Here is an 18,873-nt window from a genome sequence, read left to right on the forward strand (position 1 = left end):
AATCTACGCCCCGGCTTCTTCACTTAAGGAGTCTCAGCCTGATGAGCGGTTACATTCTGGCCATCGACCAGGGCACCACCTCGACCCGCTCGATGATCTTCGATCACGAGATGCACATCGTCGGTGTCGCCCAGCAGGAGTTCACCCAGCACTTTCCCGATTCCGGCTGGGTCGAACATGATGCAGACGAGATCTGGCAGAGTGTGCTCGCGACGATCGAAAAGGCGCTATCGGCCGCAAAGATCAAGATTACCGACATCACCGCCATCGGCATCACCAACCAGCGCGAAACCGTCGTCGTCTGGGACCGCAAGACCGGCCAGCCGGCTCATCGCGCCATCGTCTGGCAGGACCGCCGCACCGCCCGCTTCTGCGACGAGCTGAAGCACAAGGGCCTGGAGGCGCTCTTCACCCAGAAGACCGGCCTGCTGCTCGATCCTTATTTCTCCGGCACCAAGCTCTCCTGGCTGCTGAAAAACGTCGATGGCCTGAAGACCCGCGCCGAAAACGGCGAGATCTGCTTCGGCACGGTCGATAGCTGGCTCATCTACAAGCTGACCGGCGGCAAGGTCCACGCCACGGATGCGACCAATGCCTCGCGCACGCTGATCTACGACATCGGCGAAAACCGCTTCGACGACGAGCTTCTCTCCATCCTCGACATCCCGCGCGCCATGCTGCCCGAGGTCAAGGATTGCGCCGACGATTTCGGCACCACCGACAAGACGGTGCTCGGCGCGGAAATCCCGATCCTCGGCGTGGCCGGCGATCAGCAGGCCGCGGTCATCGGCAATGCCTGCTTCGAACCGGGCATGATGAAATCCACCTACGGCACGGGCTGCTTCGCCCTTCTCAACACCGGCACGGACCGCGTTACGTCGTCGAACCGCCTCCTGAGCACCATCGCCTATCGCCTGAACGGCAAGACAACCTATGCGCTCGAAGGTTCGATCTTCATCGCAGGCGCCGCCGTCCAATGGCTCCGTGACCAGATGGGCTTCGTCAAGGTCGCCTCTGAAACCGATGCGCTCGCCAGCAAGGCTGACCCGAACCAGCGCGTCTATCTCGTGCCCGCCTTCACCGGCCTAGGCGCGCCCCATTGGGACGCCGATGCGCGCGGCGCCATCTTCGGCCTGACCCGTGGCACCGGCCCCGCCGAATTTGCCCGCGCCGTGCTCGAAAGCGTCGCCTACCAGACGCATGATCTTCTCGAAGCAATGAAAAAGGACTGGACCGGCGCGAGTTCGCAAACGGTTCTGCGTGTGGATGGCGGCATGGTCGCCTCCGACTGGACCATGCAGCGCCTCGCTGACATCCTGGCCGCCCCGGTCGATCGTCCCGTCGTGCTCGAAACCACGGTTCTAGGCGCCGCCTGGCTTGCCGGCTCCCGCGCCGGCCTCTGGCCCGACCAGGCTGGCTTTGCCGCCACCTGGAAACGGGACCGCCGCTTCGAGCCATCGATGGAGACGGGTGAACGGGAAGCCGCCATTGCCGGCTGGCAGGACAGCGTCTCCCGCTGCCTCACCACCCGCTGAGGCTCAAAACGCCGGAGCGGTCTAACCCTCCAGCATGGCGACCAGTGTCTCCAGCCGGTCGGCGTCCTTCGGCAGCTTGTCTTGCCTCAGCCGCGCGATGCGCGGAAACCGCATCGCGATCCCCGACTTGTGCCGGGTCGAACGCGCCAGCCCTTCGAATGCCACCTCGACCACGAATCCGTGCTCCGGCTCGGCTCTCAGGCTGCGCACCGGCCCGAACCGCTCCACGGTATTGTTGCGCACGAAGCGGTCGAGAACCTCCAGCTCCTCGTCGGTAAAGCCGAAATAGGCCTTGCCCACCGGCACCAGCACATCGCCTTGGCCCGGAATGGCCGTCCAGACCCCAAACGTGAAGTCGGAGTAGTAGCTGGATCGCTTGCCATGCCCACGCTGCGCATACATCAGCACCGCATCGGCATTCATCGGATCGCGCTTCCACTTGAACCAGGGCCCCTTGGCGCGGCCTGCCTGATAGATGCTGTCGTAGCGTTTCAGCATCACCCCCTCGATCACCGGGTCGGGCGGGTCGGCCCTGAGCCGCTCCAGCTCGTCCCAGCTCGAAAAAGGCACGAGCGGCGACAGGTCGAAACGGTTCGGCGGCTGTCGCTCCACAAGGGCGCTCAACCGCGACCGCCGGTCGAGAAAAACCTCCTGCCGGACATCTTCCGCACCGTCGAACAAAATGTCATAGGCCCTGACGAAAACCGGATACTCCTCCAGCATCCGCGCCGTGACGGTCTTCCGGTTCAATCTTTGCTGCAGGTCGGAAAAGGTCCGGGTCGGCGCATTGGTGCGTGATGTGCCGCCGACCAGCAACTCCCCGTCGATGACCCCCTCGAACCGCGCCGCCTCGACGATATCGGGAAAGGCACCAGAAATATCATCGCCCGAGCGCGAATAGAGCCGGTTGCGTCCGCCCGCGCAGGAAAGCTGAACCCGGATCCCGTCCCACTTCCATTCCGCCGCAAAATCCGCCGGATCGAGCGTCGCAATGTCGCGATCCTCCACCGGCGTCGACAGCATGACCGAATGAAAGATCGCCGGTGTCGCCAGAACCGGTTTATCCGTCCGGTCTTCCAGCCAGGCGAAAAGGTCGAGATAGGGCGGCTTCAGCCCGTGCCACAGGCTCTCGATTTCGGTGACTTCCTTGTTGCCGAAGATCGACAGTGCCTGCTTCGTGAGCCGCGCGGATACACCGATCCGGAGCCCCCCCGTCACCAGCTTGATCAGCGCGAAGCGTTCCGACGTATCAAGCCGGTCCAACAGTGATCGCATCACCCCGCGCGTTTCGCTGCGCCCCAACCGTTGCAGCCGCTCGACGATCGCCGACAGCCGATCGTCCTCTTCAGAGGCGGCTTCCATATCCGAGGGTTCCCAGACAAGCGAGATCGTCTCGGCGAGATCCCCGACATAGTCGTAGGAATACTGGAACAGCACCGGGTCCATCCGCTCCAGCACCAGTTCCTTGAGCAAGGCGGGCTTCACGCCCTTGATGTCGAGCCCCTCGGTCAGCGCCGCCAGCGCATAACCCCGGTCAGGATCCGGTGTCGTCTTGAAGTAATCGACGAGCAACGTCAGCTTGCCATTGCGGCTTGGGGTCAGCACCAGGCGGTCGAGAAGATCGGCAAAGGCCTTCATCGGCTCAATCCCCCTCGTCTTCGTAACCGACGAGATGCAGCGGCCGTGCGGCAATGCCTGAAAGCTCGCACCAGCGCACCAGCGCCTCCTCGCGCCCATGCGTCACCCAAACCTCCTGCGGCTTCACCTCGCGGATCGTGTCCAGGAGCTCTGGCCAGTCGCAATGGTCGGAAATGACGAGCGGCAGTTCTACCCCCCGCTGCTTGGCGCGTTGCCGCACCATCATCCAGCCGGAAGCGAAGATCGGCAGTGGGTCCTCGAAGCGCCGCGCCCAGCGATCGTTGAAAGCCGACGGCGGACCGATCACCACAGCCCCTTTCAGGCTTCCCGATTTCTTGTCCTCGGTCGTCGCCGGCCGCAATTCGCCGAGATCGATTCCCTCGCTCTCATAGTAGTCGCAAAGCCTGGCGAGGGAGCCGTGGATATAGATCGGCTGGTCGTAGCCGCCACGCCGGATCAGCGAGATCACCCGCTGTGCTTTGCCAAGGGCATAGGCGCCGATAAGATGGCTGCGCTCGGGAAACTGCCGAAGCGAGGTGAGCAGCTTCTGGATCTCGCCCGCTGCCGGCGGATGGTGGAAGACCGGTAGGCCGAAGGTCGCCTCGGTGATGAACACGTCGCAGGGCACCGGCTCGAAGCTCGCACAGGTCGGATCGACACCCCGCTTATAGTCGCCGGAAACGACGATGCGCGTGCCGTCCTTTTCGATCTCGATCTGCGCCGATCCCAACACATGCCCTGCCGGATGGAAGCGCACGGAAACGCCGTTCACGTTGATCGTCTCGCCGAAGCCGGCCGCTTGCGACGACCCGGCAAAATCCTCGCCGTAGCGGATCGCCATGATGTCGAGCGTCTGGCGCGTCGCCAGCACATGCGCATGACCCGAGCGCGCGTGGTCGGAATGCCCATGCGTGATCAGCGCTCGACCCACCGGCCGCACCGGATCGACGTAAAAATCGCCCGCCGGGCAATACAGCCCGCCGGGCGTCGGATGCAGAAGAAGGTCCGGTTTGATCATCAGGGCAAGATAGGGCGGTCCGGTGCAGACCGCCAGATGCCGGGCTTTCGCCGTTCAGGCCGCGTAACGGGAAACGACGAGATAACCGGCGGCAGCCGCCGTCGCGGAAAGCACGGCGCCCCAGGCCATGTCGACCAGGCTAACGGAAAGAGACCAGCCCTTAAGCGTCGCCAAATTCGTCATGTCGTAGGTGCCATAGGCCAGGAGGCCGAGTAGCGCGCCGTTGAGCAAAGCCGTGACAACGCTGCTCGCCGTCAATGCCGGCATCACGGCGAAATAGACAAGGCCGATCACGTAGAACAGGTAGAAGATCCCGGCCGCCGCGAAATTCGGGGTGGCAAGCAGCAGTTCCCCGATGTTCTGGCGGTAGAAGCCGATCGCCACGCGCGTCAGCCACACGTAGTCCAGCGCAAAGAAGACAACGGCCGTCGATACATAGGCGATCAGATAGGTCATGCGTCGTCTCCACGAGGGCAGGGCAGAATGCCCGCCCTCCTCATATCCCCAGAACCGGCTGCACGAGCCTGACGATCAGGCTCTTGAATTTCAGCGGCGCATCCGTGACGGCAAGACAGATGCAATCCTCGTCGGGTGTGGCAACCGGTTGATGCGTCAGCGTCTCGTCCGCCTCTTCCAGATCGCCGCGCCGGAATACCGTCGAGCCATCCGTAAAGGCGCCCTTCAGCACGAGCGTCAGTTCGCGTCCGCCATGCGAATGCTCCGGCACGGGCTTGCCCGCAGGGATTTTCAAAAGCCGAACCTGGCTTTCCGTATCACCGGTCTTGATCGGGATGTGGTAGGCACCCCGTCCGAGCGCCCGCCACTTCAATCCATCGACATCACTGCCCAGGTACGACCGCAGTGGCTCCGGAATTAGCGCCTCGCCCGATGCCGAAACACGCGCCGGTGTTTTGACCGACGGCCTGTCCTTCTCCGCGGCGATCTTGCCCATCATCGATGTCCAGCTGGCAGCTTCGCTGACCGGTTCATCCACATCAACCGTCTCCAGCAACTCGCCGCCCGCATGCTCCATGAAGGACAAGCGGTCGCGGCAGCTCGGGCAAAGCGCGAGATGCGTGGCTACGGCAATGCTCCAGCCTTCGGCGAGCGTTCCGCTGGCATAGTCGAGCAACAGTTCGTCGCTGATATGATGTTGGACGTGGAGCGTCATGCCCGCTCCTCCAGTGCTGCGCGCAGCTTGGCGAATGCCAGCCGGATGCGTGATTTCACGGTTCCCATGGGCAGTCCGAGTTCGGCTGCAATCGTGCTGTGGGATGCTTCTCTGTAGAATGACATTTTGAGGAGTTCGAGTTGTTCGGGTGGTAGGGTTTCCATGGCGCGCCGAAGGCGATCTGCCTCCTGACGGCCTTCGAATTCGACATCTGCGGGTGGCACGTCGTCGGGAACGAAAGCCGGATCCGACGGATCGAACACCGGGCGTTTGGCCCGCCGGAAGGCATCGATGCGCTGATTGCGCGCGATCGTGAAAATCCAGCTCGAAACGTTTCCGCGTGTCGGATCAAACTGCGCCGCCTTGTTCCACACGGCGAGCATGGTCTCTTGCATCAGCTCTTCGGCCGCTTGCCCGTCCCGGGCAAGTTTGGCCATGTAGGCCCGCACCTTCGGCCCATAATGCTTGAAGATCGTCTCGAATGCCTCGACATCGCGATCGCGACCGACGCAGGCCAGAAGTTCAGAAAAATTATGCGGCTCTAATTCATCAACCGATCCGGTCATCGAAACGCTTTTTATCCCTCGCTGGGGCTTGGTCACGGCAGCTTGCCGCGCGTTACGCCCGGGACCACTGTGGCACGCATCGGCCTGGATGGAAATCATGTTGATCATGAAGCCGACTACGCCGAGGCCGGAAAATCGGATCACCCCGCACGAATTTATTCGCACGCATCGATCCACTCGCAAAACCCTTGCGTAATCAGTGGCAAAACACATGATTCGCGATAAAGGAAATGGGTGGTCTATGGATATTGGCGTCACGAAGACCGCAGTCGGCGGGAAGCGCAAGATTGCGGTGGTCGGTTCTGGTATCTCGGGCCTGTCCTGTGCCTGGCTCCTGTCCCGTAGCGCAGAAGTCGTTCTTTACGAAACCGAGGGGCGTGCCGGTGGTCATTCCAACACCGTGATTGCGCCTGTCGGAGAACGCGGCACTCCCGTCGACACCGGCTTCATCGTCTATAACGACCGCAATTACCCCAACCTCGTGAAGATTTTCGAGCATCTCGACGTTCCCACCATCGCCTCCGACATGTCTTTCGCCGCGTCTCTGGGCGAAGGCGCCTTCGAATATTCGGGATCCGGACTGAGCGGGTTGCTGGGTCAGAAGACGAATCTGTTCCGTCCGCGCTTCTGGCGTATGCTCAAGGATATCCTGCGCTTTTACCGCGAGGCGCCGGCGCTGCTTGAGCGCCCGGACCTGGAAGGCGTGTCGCTCGGCGATTACCTCGATTCGGCGAACTATGCGCCTTCCTTCGTGGAAGATCACCTTCTGCCGATGGGCGCTGCGATCTGGTCGACGACTGCATCCGAGATGCGGCTCTATCCGCTGCATGCTTTCATCCGCTTTTTCGTCAACCATGGCCTGCTGACCCTGACCGATCGCCCCCGCTGGCGGACAGTGAAAGGTGGCAGCCGGGAATATGTGGCCCGCATCCTCGCAGATTTCCGCGGCACGGTCCGTCTCTCCACGCCCGTGGCGCATGTTCGCCGCCTGCCGGCCGGTGTGGAGGTCATCGACATCAACGGTCATGCCGAAACCTTCGATGACGTTGTCCTGGCAACCCATGCCAACCAGAGCCTCGATCTCCTTGAGGATGCCGACGCGCGAGAGCGTGCGATGCTGGAAGCCTTTCAGTACACCCCGAATGTGGCCGTCCTGCACTCGGACACGGCCCTCATGCCCAAGCGCAAGTCGGTGTGGTCGAGCTGGAATTATGTGGCCGGTCGTCGCGACGGTGCGGGCGACATGCTTTGCGTCACCTACTGGATGAACAAGCTTCAGTCGCTCGATCCGGCCACGCCGTTGTTCGTCACTCTGAACCCCTGCCGTCCGATCGATCCCGCGAAGGTCATCCAGACCTTCCACTATGAGCACCCCTTGTTCGATGCTGCAGCGATCAAGGCGCAACGAGAGATCTGGCATCTCCAGGGTCACCGGAATGTCTGGTATTGCGGTGCCTATTTCGGCAGCGGCTTCCATGAGGACGGTCTACAATCGGGTCTCGCGGTGGCAGAAGCGCTCGGCGGCGTCCGGCGGCCTTGGTCGGTAGAAAACGAGTCCGGTCGCATCGTCGTCACTCGCCAGCTTGAGGCTGCCGAATGAACCGGCAGTCCGCCATTTATGCCGGTCACGTCGTGCATGTGCGTACCCGTCCCCGGCAGCACAAATTGCGTTACAGCGTCTTTTCGTTGCTGATCGATCTCGACGAGATCGACGATCTGGATCGCAATCTCCGCTGGTTCGGCCACAATCGCCGTGCGCTCTATGCGGTCTATGATGCCGATCATGGCGATGGGCATGCCGGAACGCTGCGGCACTGGGTCGAGGGCCGGCTTGAAGCGGCAGGGCTTGATGCACGCGGCTCGAAGATACGCATGCTCTGCTATCCGCGTATCCTCGGCTACGTCTTCAACCCGCTGACCGTCTATTTCTGTTACCACCGTGAAGGTCGGCTGCAGGCCGTGCTTTATGAAGTCTGCAACACCTTCAACGAGCGCCACACCTATGTGATCCCGGTTGAGGAAGACCGGGAGGTCTTGCGCCATGAATGCGCCAAGGAGATGTATGTCTCGCCTTTCATGCCCATGGATTGCCGATACAATTTCCGCATCAATCCGCCGGCTGACAAGGTCGGTGTGCACATTGCTGAGAGCGACGGTGAAGGTCCCTTGCTGACGGCAGTCTTTTCCGGCAGGCGCTCCCCCTTGTCGGATGCCGGCTTATTGCGCATGCTGGTGACCTATCCCCTGATGACACTCAAAGTCATGGGGGGAATTCATTGGGAAGCGCTGCGGCTCTGGTTGAAGGGGGTTCCGGTTTATCGCCATGCGCCTGCGGCCGCGCCGATCGCCTCGACGATCGTTCTGCACAATGGGATGAACAAGCAATGAGTCACGCCGAACGCGAAATTCCGTCCATAGCCACGTCCCTTCCCTTCTGGCAGCGGGTGTTGTGCCGCTGGGCCGACCGCATCTCGACGGGCCGTTTGACTCTGCAATTCGAAGGCTATGGCGAACACGTGGCCGTCGGCAGGCTCCCGGGTCCCCATGCCACGCTGTGCGTTCGCAACGCAAAACCGGTGCTTCGCATCCTGACTGGCGGTACCCTCGGCTTTGCCCAGGCTTTCATTGACGGCGACCTCGACAGCCCGGATATTGGCAGCGTGGTGGAATTCGCTTTGGCGAACGAAGCCGAACTCGGAAAAATTCTGTCATCCTCGGCAGTATTCGAGTGGATCGCCCGCCTGCGCCACAAGCTTCGGCGCAATTCCAAAAAAGGTAGCCGGCGAAACATCGCCTTCCACTACGATCTGGGAAATGCCTTCTACAGCCAGTGGCTCGATCGTACGATGACCTACTCCTCGGCCCTCTACGAAACGCCTGGCCAGTCGCTTGCCGAAGCGCAGGAAGCCAAATATGCCCGGATCGTCCGAGAACTGAAGATCGGCCCTAACGACCACGTGCTGGAGATCGGTTGCGGCTGGGGCGGTTTTGCCGATCACGCCATCCGCACCACCGGCTGCCGGGTCACCGGCCTGACGCTGTCGGTCGAGCAGGCGAAATTCGCCCGCGAACGGCTGGAAACGGCAGGTTTTGCCGATCGCGCCGACATCCGGCTGGAAGACTATCGCGACTGCCGCGGCCAGTTCGACAAGATCGTCTCGATCGAGATGTTCGAGGCGGTCGGCGAAGAAAACTGGCCGGTCTATTTCAAGGCAGTCCAGGAGCGGCTGGCACCGGGCGGCAACGCCATGATCCAGACGATCACCATTGATGAAAGCCGCTTCGAGCAATACCGCCGCAGCGCCGATTTCATCCAGACCTATATCTTTCCCGGTGGCATGTTGCCGTCCGTGACCACATTCGAGCGGGATGCCGCTCATGCCGGTCTGCAGGTCGGCGACCGGTTCCGTTTTGGCCGCGATTACGATCGCACCCTTGTCGCCTGGGACAATGCCTTCACCGGTAGCTGGTCGTCGATCGAACCGCTCGGCTTCGACCGACGCTTCTATCGGATGTGGCGTCTCTATCTGCACTACTGCGCCGTCGGCTTCCGCGTCGGTCGCATTGATGTGGTCCAGTTCCGGCTCGACAAGCCGGCCTGATACCGAGGCGGGGCGCGAGCCCCGCCTTCGCCTCAGGAGCGCAGCATCTTGCGTGTCAACGCAAATCGCAGCCTGTGCGGGAGCGCGTGAAGCAGACGGATCGCCAGCGCCATCTTCCATGGAAAGATGATCTCGAATTTCTCTTGGGAAAGGCCCTTGGCGATGATGTCTGCGGCCTCGTCCGACGAAACGAGGAAGGGCATGGGAAAGTCGTTCTTCTCGGTCAGCGGCGTGGCGACGAAGCCTGGATTGACCACGGAAAGCGTCACGCCATTCTGGGCAAGCTCCGGATGGAGGGCCTCGCACAGGCTGTTGAGTGCCGCCTTCGTCGCGCCGTAGCTCGCAGCGCCCGGCAGACCCACATAGGCGGTCACCGAAGCCACCACCGCGATATGCCCTGCTTTCCGTGCGATCATCCCGGGCATCACCGCTTCCAGGCAATGCGCCGTTCCCATGACGTTGAGATCGAACATCTGCCGCATTCGCTCGACGCTGAAATCCTTGGCATAGTCGCGGGTGTAGGAGCCGGCGGCGAAGACAGCGAGATCAATTGGCCCATGCGCCGCTGTCACGGCGTCCACGACCTGTCGAACGGCCTCATGATCGGTCACGTCGAGCGGATATGCGAAGATTAGCCCGGGGTGCTCGGCGGCGAGCTCCGCAAGCGAACCGGCATTCCGGGCACTGACGGCAATCTGATAGCCGTCCGCCACCAGTCTTTTGGCGAGCGCCCGGCCAATGCCGGAACTCGAACCGGTAATCCATGCGGTTTTAGTCATGAAATCCTCTTCGGTTGTGTCATGACCAATACGCCGGACACGGGTCGCCGGTTTATCCCGCCCAGCTGCGCAGGAGATCGAGTCCGCGTCTCAGCAGGTCCTCCGCCTCGCCCGTGCTCTTCGCTTCCACGTAGCACCGCATTTCCGGTGCGTTACCGGAAGGTCGAAAATGGATAACCCGTCCGTCGGCCAGCGTGGCCCGCACTCCGTCGATGTCGCTGACCGCCGCCACTGTGCCGATGGGCGAGAGGAAACCGGAGAGGTTTTCCTGCGATCGGCGAATATGCGCCATCAGGGAACCACTGCGCTCAGTTGCGAAGTTTTCCAGTCGATCGCTCAATGCGATCGGCAGGCTGAAGGCTTTGGTGAGGTCTGACAGTGACTGTGCGTTTCGGGCGGCCATGCCGAGCGCCGCCAGGGCAGGCAGAAAGCTGTCGCGGGTCGGAAGTGCCTTCAGCACCTTGCCCTCGACCGTAAAGTCCGAACCCAGCATCAATCCGCCATTCGCCTCGAAGCCGAGAACGCCCTCTCGGCCGTCCGCCATCGCGGCCTCCATGGCGGCGATGACGTAAGGCGAGCCAACACGGGTGCGGATGACGGAAAAGCCGCCATCCTCTTCCAGGCCGGAATTGGACGTGACCGGTGTCGCGACCGTTCCGGCGCCGAGGAACCGCGCCGCAATCAATCCCAGAAGGTCGCCGCGAAGCGGCAGCCCGTGCTCGTCGGCCACCAGCGGTCGATCGCCGTCGCCGTCCGTGGACAAGATCGCGTCGAGCGCCAACTCGTCGCTCCAGCGCGCCAGTTGCGTCACGGTGTCCGGGGAAACAGCCTCGGTATCCACCGGGATGAAGACTTCGGAGCGCCCCAGGGGAAAGACCGTCGCCCCGTAATGCTGGACCACGTCGACCAACATGTCCCGCGCGACCGTGCTGTGTTGATAGATGCCGATACGTTTCCCCTCGAGGCTACCGGACGGCAGGATGTGGAAGTTGCGGTCGAGGAACAGGGCGCTCGCTTGCCTTTCCTGATCGTCCCCGGTGCTGCTCTCGACGAGGTTCGCGACAGGGTCATGCGCGAGTTCGGCCGCGATACGCACGACCGCCTGCTCATCCTCCTTGTTGATCTCACCGTCCGGGCGGTAGAATTTGATGCCGTTGCGATCGGCAGGAATATGCGAGCCGGTCACCATGATACCGGCGGCGCCCAAAGACGCGCCGTAAAGGGCAAGCGCCGGCGTCGCGATCGTCCCGCAATCGATCGGGACAAGGCCCTGGCGCCTGAGGGCCGCCATGATGGTGGCAGCGATCTCAGGACTGGACGGACGGAAGTCGCGGGCGATCACCACGGGGGATCCGGCCTGCGCCAGTCCTTCAGACAGGAGATGACGGGCGAATGCGGTCGAATAGAGGGCCGAGACGGCGCCCACCAGATCCGTTGCAAGTCCCCTGAGGCCGCTGGTGCCGAACTTTGCCGTCATGCCATATCTCCCTGGTTGTCGGAGCCACTTATATGGGCCGACCCAAGGGGGCATCAAGCGTCAAGCTGATGAACGAAGGTGAGGAAACATCGGGTAAAAATGAAAAGAGCCCGGCGCGGGAGGAGGTGCGCCAGGCTCTTGAACTTGATCGGCAATTGGGAGGAGGAGGAGTATTGCCGATCCTACCGAGCGGCGCTGGGAGGAGGAGTGCGCCGCTTCGATGAGTTTGTTGTACTCAAAAGGCTTTGGTCTGCCAATCACCTTTGTTGCAACGCACCAATGCGTCTGACGCATATCAAGGCCTGCGAAACTGCGGTCCGAAGTACTTATTTCTGCAATTCACGCTTTCGAATCTTTCGTAATTCAGCAATCGGTGACAAAGCGAACCTTCGTTTGGAAAATCCTGCTGCTCCTGAAAGGTGTTTCCATGCGACGAAGGCATGGCTTGGATCACTGCATCATCCAGCTCCCGAAGTCTGATACTCCCGTCGGGATGGCACCGCCTCGACCTTTCCTTTATAGCGGGCAGACGAACGAGAGACTGGAGACGTTTCATGGCGACGATCCGCTACCACGAAGGCGATATTTCTGCTGAGGACGCAGCCCGTTACACGGGAGCGATCGCGGTGGATACGGAAACGCTGGGGCTCGTGCCCCGCCGTGATCGCCTGTGTGTTGTGCAGCTGTCACCGGGCGACGGATCCGCCGATGTGGTTCGGATCGCCGCAGGCCAGACGCAAGCGCAGAACCTCGTTGCTCTTCTCGCAGACGCCGGACGCCAGAAGATCTTCCACTATGGGCGTTTTGATATCGCAGTCCTGTTTCACACGTTCGGGGTTACCACGGCGTCCGTCTTCTGCACGAAGATCGCTTCGCGCCTGTGTCGGACCTACACCGACCGTCATGGTCTCAAGGACAATCTCAAGGAACTGCTCGAAGTCGATATCTCCAAAGCCCAGCAGTCCTCCGATTGGGCCGCTGAAAAGCTGAGCCAGGCCCAGCTCGAATACGCGGCCTCGGACGTGCTCTATCTGCATGCGCTGCGCGACCGCCTCACGGAGCGGCTCCTGCGTGACGGCCGCATGGAGCATGCGAAAGCCTGCTTTGAGTTCCTGCCCACCCGCGCCAAGCTCGACCTGCTTGGCTGGGAAGAGACCGATATCTTCGCCCATAGCTGAGCGACGGTGACATCACGTCCGGCGCGCGATCCCGACGCGCGCCATGACGTCCTTCGGAATGCCGTAATGGCGGATCATGGCCGCCGGGTTGCGCAAACCGCATAATTCTCGCTGAACCGAAAGCGCAAAGACGGCCTGCGCTGCATCGTCCAGGGCAGCCTCCAGGCGCCCGCTCGACTCCGCGCGTGCTTCCGCGCAGCGGACCAGCGCCGCTTCCACCTTGCGCCCCGCCCGTCCGAGCGCATCGGCCATCTCGCCGGCAAGTTCCTGGTCGAGGGCGGAAAGCAGCCCTTCCGGCGAGGATGTCAGCAGAAATGCGGGAGGTCTAAAGCTCATGGCCTAGCTGTTCTTGTAGACGACAATTGAGATGCAATGAAACGATTACGCCAAGCTTTCATTAACGCACACTTTGCATCATGACCGCAGTGAAATCGGCAACCGGGGCCCGCGTTTCAAGGGTTCCGCAAGAAGCAAAGCGTAGAAATAAAGCGACCATGACGGAAGCAGCCCACAGCCTCCTTGATAGCCTGTCCCGCTCGACCATCACGTATGATACGGACCGACTGGACACCGATAAAATTGATCAACAGGATGAAGCTTCAGGTCCGGATTATGCGCCGGCGACCTGGCTCGATGCCTTGATGGTGGACGAGCGCAGCCGTCCAGATCAGCCGCTTGGAAAGCGTATTCCGGCACCGTCGGACGAAGCCGGGCTCTATCCGATGTTCCTTCGTCTTGTCGACTGACGGCTCTTGAAGAGTTAAGGCGACACGCTCGCGGCGCTGGCCCGCGCGCGAACCTCGTCGAAGCTCCACTCCTTCAGCAGGCGACCGTTCTCCCAGACGGGCTGTAGCAGGTTCTCCCGGCTACCGAGTTCGCCGAGCGGGATAGCCACGATGTCCGTCCCGTCAGCGATGGCCGCAACGCGGCCTGCCATTGGGGCTTTGTCCTGCGGATGCGGAGAGCGGCGTCCGATGTCCCGCCATTCGCCGGCCCCGCTCTGAACGGCGCTCTGACGCATGGTGAAGGACAGCGTGTCGCGGTTGATCTTGTGCAGCAGACCCGATCCCATGCCGAAAGAGATGTTCTCGGCCGAAAAGCCCATGCCTTCCAGCCGCCCCAGGATCATCTGGATATCCTGCAGCGAAACGCCGTCCGATTGTATCACCCGGACATTCGCGTCGAGCACCTTGAAGCCCTTGCCGTTCAACCGCGTCCCATAGGCATAGGCAAGCTGCGCCACGACCTGCACGGGCGTATCGATCGGGTCGCCACTGTCCGGGCGCACAACCAGCGTGGCGCCGGCTGCCCGCACTTTGGTCTGCAGCTTCTTACCCCAGATCTCGGTCACCGCATTGTGCAGGTCGTAGCTATCTGAGACGACGGAATACGCCCCGAAGCTCGAGAACTTGTCGATCAGGTGGGAATAGGCTTCGGTCTCCCGGTCCTGACCCCAGGCGGTGATTGTCCCGTGTTCCGCCGCCGGAATGGAGGAGGCGGGCATGGCGGCGCCATAGGCGCGCCGCGCCTGAAGGATGCCAGGCAGCGAATCGGAACTGTAAAAGTGAACGAGATGGGCAGCCCCTCCGATCGCCGACTGCTCGATCCCGGATGTGCTGCGGCAGCCGTAATCGCTGATCCGACTCGGCTGCAAACCCTGCGGATCGTCCGTGGTCCGCTCGAGAAAGGGGAGGATCGCCATACGCAATCGCCAGGCCGTGGTCGCCACTGTCGAGGGATACCACACGGCACGCAGCAGCGAAGTTTCGATATGCGAGGTCAGCCAGGGCAGGGCAGGGTCTGTGTTGACCACCTGGACCACCGGAACGCCCCGCCGCAGCGCCGTACCTTCCGGCAAAGCCTCGATCCTGAGCGGCAGCAAGCCACCATGCGTTTCGACGATGCGCATCCACCCGGCCCGGTCGAATGGCTGACCGTGAGCCGAAGCCACATCCTCGGCCTCTGCCACATCCAATCGGGTCACCGGGCGTGACAGGTAATCTTTCAGGAACATCTGGAGGCCGAAGAACATCACTTCCGGCCTGAACGAGGTGCCACGCGTGGTGACAAAGGCGCTCACGGAGCGCGTGTCTGCCGGATATTGCAGATACGTTCCGAGTTTATAGCTGTCCGTGTTCAGGATGAGATTGGATGTCATGCTGGCGCCCGTCGAGAGTTGCGCGGCGCAAAGCCGCCGGCAGGCAGTGTGCCACCCCAGGTATGCGCGAAGCTTGAGCATTGGCTACCGCAACGCAACAATTTGCCATTTGTTAACCATGTTTTGCGACACTTCTCGTTGAAAGCAGACAGATGCGCCACGCCCCAGCCGTTCTCCGGTCCCGTCGGGTGCCACGCGGAGACCATGTGGGAAAGGCCAGCCTGAAAGCGAGAGGTCGCCATGCTCGGTCCCGTCAGCGCTCCGACGAACCTGTATCAGCCGGTCCAGGAGACCCGCCCCCAGGCAGAAATCCGCACGTCTGAGAAAATCCAGCCGACCGTCGGTCTTGAGCCCTATTCGACCAGCGCGGCCGGGACAATTTCCGGCAATCTGAACATGATGCTTCTCAGCGCGCCGGAGCGTATGTCGCAGAACCTCGTCGTACTGACCGAAGTCCTCGCCGTTGCGTTGAAAATGAAACAGGAACCGGGCGAATCGCTGACGACGTTTGCCGCCCGCCTGATCGAAGCCATTGCGACGCTCGCACCGGCGGACCAGCAGAAACTGAAGGCGATGCTCTCCGACGCCTTTGCGGGGCTGCAACTGCGAACCCTGCTCCAGGCGCTCCGCAATCCGCAGGGGCCGGAAGCCGCAACGCTGGCGATCTATCTGGAGCTGTACCGCCAGAAGGACCGCGATCCCGGCGCCCGGGCAGTGATCTCGTCCTACCGGCAGAATGGCGGAATGCCGCTCGCACAAACCGTCGATACTCGGAGTGTCGAACCTCGACCTTCTCCACCCGCACCGGGCCGGCCACTCCAGGTTCTGACTGCATCGTCTTCGACGACAGAGCCGCCGGTCGCTGCCCTGCCGTCGCGAACAAGCGGCACGATCGTCTATCCTCCGGTAACCGCGTTGCCTGCGGAGGAAGATCTTTCCTACGACGCGGCAACGCCGAATGCGCCGGACGCTTCCGAAGCCGCCGACAGCGCCAATCTTCAGGCTCTGCGTCAGATGCGGGAACGCTTGGCAAGGGCTGCGGATCCGACGCTTGTCGGCCGCCAGACACCAGCGGGGCAGGCTGACGTCGAAGCAGCCGGCGCGGTCCGGAATGCCGCCGGCCCGGATGCACCGCCGCCGACGGAACGATCGAAATCCGCACTATCTGAAACATCGGGCCGCGAGCGCGAATTGGCAACCGTGGCCGAAGGGCTTGATCCGGACGAGCGGATGGTCGCGGCGCTTCCGGCCGGCCGCCCTTCAACGCCGGCTTCGACTGCGGCGCTTCTGCAAGAACTGGCGGAGACGCAATTGATCCGCACCTTGCTGGCGCTTTACGGAGCTGAAGGCGAGCCGGATGTCGTCGACCGCGCTCTCGACGCGCTGACGCCTGCGAGCCCTGCAGAGATGGAAGCGGAGAACGAACCGTCGCACAACGGGATGTTGGTCGCGAGCACCGTTGAAGAGCCCGATCTCCCCGCCCCGGATCGCCCGCTCCATTTCGAAGAGCGCCTGGCTCTGACGGGATCCAATCTGCCCCCGGATCATCGCGATGCCCCGCGCGTGCCGGCTTCTGGCGACGGGCTTCCGCTCGCCTTCGTCAATTACGTCATCGACAGCGACGATGACGCGACATCGCGGAGCGAGGCACGCAGGCAGACGCGAGAAGACAAAGGGTCCGGCGAGGCCGCAGAGGAAGAACATCCGCGAGACGAAGAGGCGGCGGATGATGCGACGGAGGAGGAAAGCGAATTGATGGCCCAGGGATCGGCTGCCAGCGACGGGGACGAACCGGCCGATATCGATCCCGCTCCGCCACTGATCGATGCGGCAGAGCCCGCTGCCTTGCCCCTTCCCGAGGTGGATCCCGCCCAGGCGCTCTATCTGCGCTTGTCCGATTTCGCCTGACATTCGTCGTTTCGACCAACAAAAAACCCGCCGGGATCGCTCTCGGCGGGTTCTTTTATTCACTCAACAGCGAGGATTAGTCGTTGTTGCGGTTCTTCAGGGCTGCGCCCAGGATGTCGCCGAGCGAAGCGCCCGAGTCGGACGAACCGAACTGAGCAACGGCTTCCTTCTCTTCTGCGATCTCGAGAGCCTTGATCGACAGCATGACCTTGCGGTCCTTCTTGGAGAAGTTGGTGACGCGAGCGTCGACAACCTGACCGACCGAGAAACGCTCCGGACGCTGATCGTCACGATCGCGAGCCAGATCGGCGCGGCGGATGAAGGACGTGATGTCCTCGTGGTTGACCAGCTTCACTTCGATGCCGCCATCGTTGATGCCGATGACTTCGCACGAAACGACGGCGTTCTTGCGCAGGTCGCCGGAAGCGGCGGCGTCGCCGACCGAGTCCTTGCCGAGCTGCTTGATGCCGAGCGAGATGCGTTCCTTCTCGACGTCGACGTCGAGAACGACGGCCTTGACCACGTCACCCTTGTTGTACTCTTCGATGACCTGTTCGCCCGGACGGTTCCAGTCGAGATCCGAGAGGTGAACCATGCCGTCAACGTCGCCTTCGAGGCCGATGAACAGGCCGAATTCGGTCTTGTTCTTGACTTCGCCTTCGACTTCAGTGCCGGCCGGATGGCTATAGGCAAATGCCTGCCACGGGTTCTCGAGGGTCTGCTTGAGACCGAGCGAGATACGGCGCTTCGACGGATCGACTTCGAGAACGACGACGTCGACGTCCTGCGTGGTCGAAAGGATCTTGCCGGGATGAACGTTCTTCTTCGTCCAGGACATTTCCGAGATGTGGATCAGGCCTTCGATGCCCGGCTCCAGCTCGACGAATGCACCGTAGTCGGTGATGTTCGTGACGGTACCGGAGATCTTCTTGCCAACCGGGTACTTGGCAGCGATGCCATCCCACGGATCCGACTCGAGCTGCTTCATGCCGAGCGAGATGCGGTGGGTTTCCTGGTTGATGCGGATGATCTGAACCTTGACCGACTGGCCGATGGACAGGATTTCCGAAGGATGGTTGACGCGGCGCCATGCCATGTCGGTGACGTGCAGCAGACCGTCGATGCCGCCGAGGTCAACGAACGCACCGTAATCGGTGATGTTCTTGACGACGCCGTCGACAACCTGGCCTTCTTCGAGGTTCTGAACGATTTCAGAACGCTGCTCGGCGCGGGACTCTTCGAGAACCGTACGACGCGATACAACGATGTTGCCGCGACGCTTGTCCATCTTGAGGATTTCGAAGGGCTGCGGGTTGTGCATCAGCGGGGTAACGTCGCGGATCGGACGGATGTCGACCTGCGAACGCGGAAGGAAGGCAACGGCGCCGTCGAGGTCAACCGTGAAGCCGCCCTTGACCTGGTTGAAGATGACGCCTTCAACGCGCTCGCCAGCTTCGAACTTGGCTTCGAGCTTGATCCAGCTTTCTTCGCGACGAGCCTTCTCGCGCGACAGAACAGCTTCGCCGAGAGCGTTTTCGATGCGCTCGACGTAAACTTCGACTTCGTCGCCGACCTTGAGCGTGCCGTCCTTGGCGCGTGCACCGAATTCCTTCAGAGCGATGCGGCCTTCGACCTTGAGGCCGACGTCAACGATGGCGACGTCCTTCTCGATGGCGGTGATGATGCCCTTGGCAACATAGCCTTCGGCCAGGTCGGTCTTGGCAAAGGATTCCTCGAGGAGGGCTGCAAAGTCCTCGCGCGACGGGGTAGAAACAGACATGAAATCTCCTAGTCGCATCCATTGGGATGCGTGAGCGCCGGTGGTTCGTGTTGGTCGGGACCA

Annotated in this window: 17 protein-coding genes; 7 read left to right on the forward strand and 10 right to left on the reverse strand. The window is 61.9% G+C overall.

Annotated elements, in window-relative coordinates; all coding sequences use genetic code 11:
* Positions 1-41: 41 nt before the first annotated feature.
* Positions 42-1,535, forward strand: a complete 1,494-nt coding sequence (gene glpK, locus ACT53S_RS00445; protein WP_476065536.1) for a glycerol kinase GlpK — start codon at positions 42-44, stop codon at positions 1,533-1,535.
* 21 nt (positions 1,536-1,556) lie between these two features.
* Here glpK and ACT53S_RS00450 read toward each other — a convergent pair whose 3' ends face one another.
* From ACT53S_RS00450 to ACT53S_RS00470, 5 genes are read right to left on the reverse strand one after another with little or no spacing between them, the layout of a single operon-like run.
* Entirely contained in the window at positions 1,557-3,173 is a 1,617-nt protein-coding gene (locus ACT53S_RS00450) for a cisplatin damage response ATP-dependent DNA ligase (RefSeq protein ID WP_476065537.1), read from the reverse strand.
* 4 nt (positions 3,174-3,177) lie between these two features.
* On the reverse strand, positions 3,178-4,188 hold the full coding sequence (locus ACT53S_RS00455) for a ligase-associated DNA damage response exonuclease (protein ID WP_476066611.1): 1,011 nt from the start codon (positions 4,186-4,188) through the stop codon (positions 3,178-3,180).
* 57 nt (positions 4,189-4,245) lie between these two features.
* Entirely contained in the window at positions 4,246-4,647 is a 402-nt protein-coding gene (locus ACT53S_RS00460) for a DUF2177 family protein (protein ID WP_113378347.1), read from the reverse strand.
* 40 nt (positions 4,648-4,687) lie between these two features.
* Positions 4,688-5,362: a ChrR family anti-sigma-E factor gene (locus tag ACT53S_RS00465; protein WP_476065538.1), complete on the reverse strand. Its 675-nt coding sequence runs from the start codon at positions 5,360-5,362 to the stop codon at positions 4,688-4,690.
* The gene (locus tag ACT53S_RS00470) at positions 5,359-5,928 is read right to left on the reverse strand and encodes a sigma-70 family RNA polymerase sigma factor (RefSeq protein ID WP_476066612.1); all 570 of its coding nucleotides are present in this window, start codon (positions 5,926-5,928) and stop codon (positions 5,359-5,361) included. Before ACT53S_RS00470 ends, ACT53S_RS00465 begins: the two co-directional genes overlap by 4 nt.
* Positions 5,929-6,169: 241 nt before the next feature.
* On the opposite strand from ACT53S_RS00470, the gene ACT53S_RS00475 reads away from it, so the two are divergent.
* The 3 genes from ACT53S_RS00475 to ACT53S_RS00485 are packed head-to-tail and all read left to right on the forward strand — an operon-like array spanning position 6,170 to position 9,530.
* Complete coding sequence (locus tag ACT53S_RS00475) at positions 6,170-7,528, forward strand: NAD(P)/FAD-dependent oxidoreductase (RefSeq protein ID WP_476065539.1); 1,359 nt, start codon at positions 6,170-6,172, stop codon at positions 7,526-7,528.
* Positions 7,525-8,316, forward strand: a complete 792-nt coding sequence (locus ACT53S_RS00480) for a DUF1365 domain-containing protein (RefSeq protein ID WP_476065540.1) — start codon at positions 7,525-7,527, stop codon at positions 8,314-8,316. Before ACT53S_RS00475 ends, ACT53S_RS00480 begins: the two co-directional genes overlap by 4 nt.
* On the forward strand, positions 8,313-9,530 hold the full coding sequence (locus ACT53S_RS00485) for a class I SAM-dependent methyltransferase (RefSeq protein ID WP_476065541.1): 1,218 nt from the start codon (positions 8,313-8,315) through the stop codon (positions 9,528-9,530). The genes ACT53S_RS00480 and ACT53S_RS00485 overlap by 4 nt, the downstream gene beginning before the upstream one ends.
* Before the next feature lie 32 nt (positions 9,531-9,562).
* Here ACT53S_RS00485 and ACT53S_RS00490 read toward each other — a convergent pair whose 3' ends face one another.
* Complete coding sequence (locus ACT53S_RS00490) at positions 9,563-10,309, reverse strand: SDR family NAD(P)-dependent oxidoreductase (RefSeq protein WP_476065542.1); 747 nt, start codon at positions 10,307-10,309, stop codon at positions 9,563-9,565.
* A gap of 52 nt (positions 10,310-10,361) precedes the next feature.
* Positions 10,362-11,786 carry a phosphomannomutase gene (locus ACT53S_RS00495; RefSeq protein ID WP_476065543.1) on the reverse strand — a complete coding sequence of 475 codons (1,425 nt, stop codon included), beginning with the start codon at positions 11,784-11,786 and terminating at the stop codon, positions 10,362-10,364.
* A gap of 554 nt (positions 11,787-12,340) precedes the next feature.
* On the opposite strand from ACT53S_RS00495, the gene ACT53S_RS00500 reads away from it, so the two are divergent.
* Positions 12,341-12,964, forward strand: a complete 624-nt coding sequence (locus tag ACT53S_RS00500) for a ribonuclease D (RefSeq protein WP_476065544.1) — start codon at positions 12,341-12,343, stop codon at positions 12,962-12,964.
* Positions 12,965-12,976: 12 nt separating this feature from the next.
* On the opposite strand, the gene ACT53S_RS00505 is transcribed toward ACT53S_RS00500, so the two are convergent.
* Positions 12,977-13,300 (reverse strand): DUF6665 family protein, encoded by a 324-nt coding sequence (locus tag ACT53S_RS00505; RefSeq protein ID WP_476065545.1) that lies wholly within the window; start codon positions 13,298-13,300, stop codon positions 12,977-12,979.
* 158 nt (positions 13,301-13,458) lie between these two features.
* On the opposite strand from ACT53S_RS00505, the gene ACT53S_RS00510 reads away from it, so the two are divergent.
* On the forward strand, positions 13,459-13,710 hold the full coding sequence (locus tag ACT53S_RS00510; protein WP_113378337.1) for a hypothetical protein: 252 nt from the start codon (positions 13,459-13,461) through the stop codon (positions 13,708-13,710).
* A 14-nt stretch (positions 13,711-13,724) separates the two neighbouring features.
* Here ACT53S_RS00510 and ACT53S_RS00515 read toward each other — a convergent pair whose 3' ends face one another.
* Positions 13,725-15,122 (reverse strand): nicotinate phosphoribosyltransferase, encoded by a 1,398-nt coding sequence (locus ACT53S_RS00515; protein WP_476065546.1) that lies wholly within the window; start codon positions 15,120-15,122, stop codon positions 13,725-13,727.
* A 240-nt stretch (positions 15,123-15,362) separates the two neighbouring features.
* Between ACT53S_RS00515 and ACT53S_RS00520 the strand changes: the two genes are divergently transcribed.
* Positions 15,363-17,030 carry a hypothetical protein gene (locus ACT53S_RS00520; RefSeq protein ID WP_476065547.1) on the forward strand — a complete coding sequence of 556 codons (1,668 nt, stop codon included), beginning with the start codon at positions 15,363-15,365 and terminating at the stop codon, positions 17,028-17,030.
* Between the two features lie 76 nt (positions 17,031-17,106).
* On the opposite strand, the gene rpsA is transcribed toward ACT53S_RS00520, so the two are convergent.
* On the reverse strand, positions 17,107-18,810 hold the full coding sequence (gene rpsA / locus ACT53S_RS00525; protein ID WP_062277411.1) for a 30S ribosomal protein S1: 1,704 nt from the start codon (positions 18,808-18,810) through the stop codon (positions 17,107-17,109).
* Positions 18,811-18,873: the final 63 nt, after the last annotated feature.

This window comes from Allorhizobium sp. DMC15, assembly GCF_056314065.1.

Bases quoted from the DNA above. Each gene is read 5' to 3' on its own strand.
- ACT53S_RS00515 (WP_476065546.1), bottom strand. From the start codon at position 15,122: ATGACATCCAATCTCATCCTGAACACGGACAGCTATAAACTCGGAACG.
- ACT53S_RS00470 (WP_476066612.1), bottom strand. From the start codon at position 5,928: ATGACCGGATCGGTTGATGAATTAGAGCCGCATAATTTTTCTGAACTT.
- rpsA (WP_062277411.1), bottom strand. From the start codon at position 18,810: ATGTCTGTTTCTACCCCGTCGCGCGAGGACTTTGCAGCCCTCCTCGAG.
- ACT53S_RS00495 (WP_476065543.1), bottom strand. From the start codon at position 11,786: ATGACGGCAAAGTTCGGCACCAGCGGCCTCAGGGGACTTGCAACGGAT.
- ACT53S_RS00520 (WP_476065547.1), top strand. From the start codon at position 15,363: ATGCTCGGTCCCGTCAGCGCTCCGACGAACCTGTATCAGCCGGTCCAG.
- glpK (WP_476065536.1), top strand. From the start codon at position 42: ATGAGCGGTTACATTCTGGCCATCGACCAGGGCACCACCTCGACCCGC.
- ACT53S_RS00475 (WP_476065539.1), top strand. From the start codon at position 6,170: ATGGATATTGGCGTCACGAAGACCGCAGTCGGCGGGAAGCGCAAGATT.
- ACT53S_RS00485 (WP_476065541.1), top strand. From the start codon at position 8,313: ATGAGTCACGCCGAACGCGAAATTCCGTCCATAGCCACGTCCCTTCCC.
- ACT53S_RS00465 (WP_476065538.1), bottom strand. From the start codon at position 5,362: ATGACGCTCCACGTCCAACATCATATCAGCGACGAACTGTTGCTCGAC.
- ACT53S_RS00480 (WP_476065540.1), top strand. From the start codon at position 7,525: ATGAACCGGCAGTCCGCCATTTATGCCGGTCACGTCGTGCATGTGCGT.
- ACT53S_RS00500 (WP_476065544.1), top strand. From the start codon at position 12,341: ATGGCGACGATCCGCTACCACGAAGGCGATATTTCTGCTGAGGACGCA.
- ACT53S_RS00460 (WP_113378347.1), bottom strand. From the start codon at position 4,647: ATGACCTATCTGATCGCCTATGTATCGACGGCCGTTGTCTTCTTTGCG.
- ACT53S_RS00505 (WP_476065545.1), bottom strand. From the start codon at position 13,300: ATGAGCTTTAGACCTCCCGCATTTCTGCTGACATCCTCGCCGGAAGGG.
- ACT53S_RS00510 (WP_113378337.1), top strand. From the start codon at position 13,459: ATGACGGAAGCAGCCCACAGCCTCCTTGATAGCCTGTCCCGCTCGACC.
- ACT53S_RS00490 (WP_476065542.1), bottom strand. From the start codon at position 10,309: ATGACTAAAACCGCATGGATTACCGGTTCGAGTTCCGGCATTGGCCGG.
- ACT53S_RS00450 (WP_476065537.1), bottom strand. From the start codon at position 3,173: ATGAAGGCCTTTGCCGATCTTCTCGACCGCCTGGTGCTGACCCCAAGC.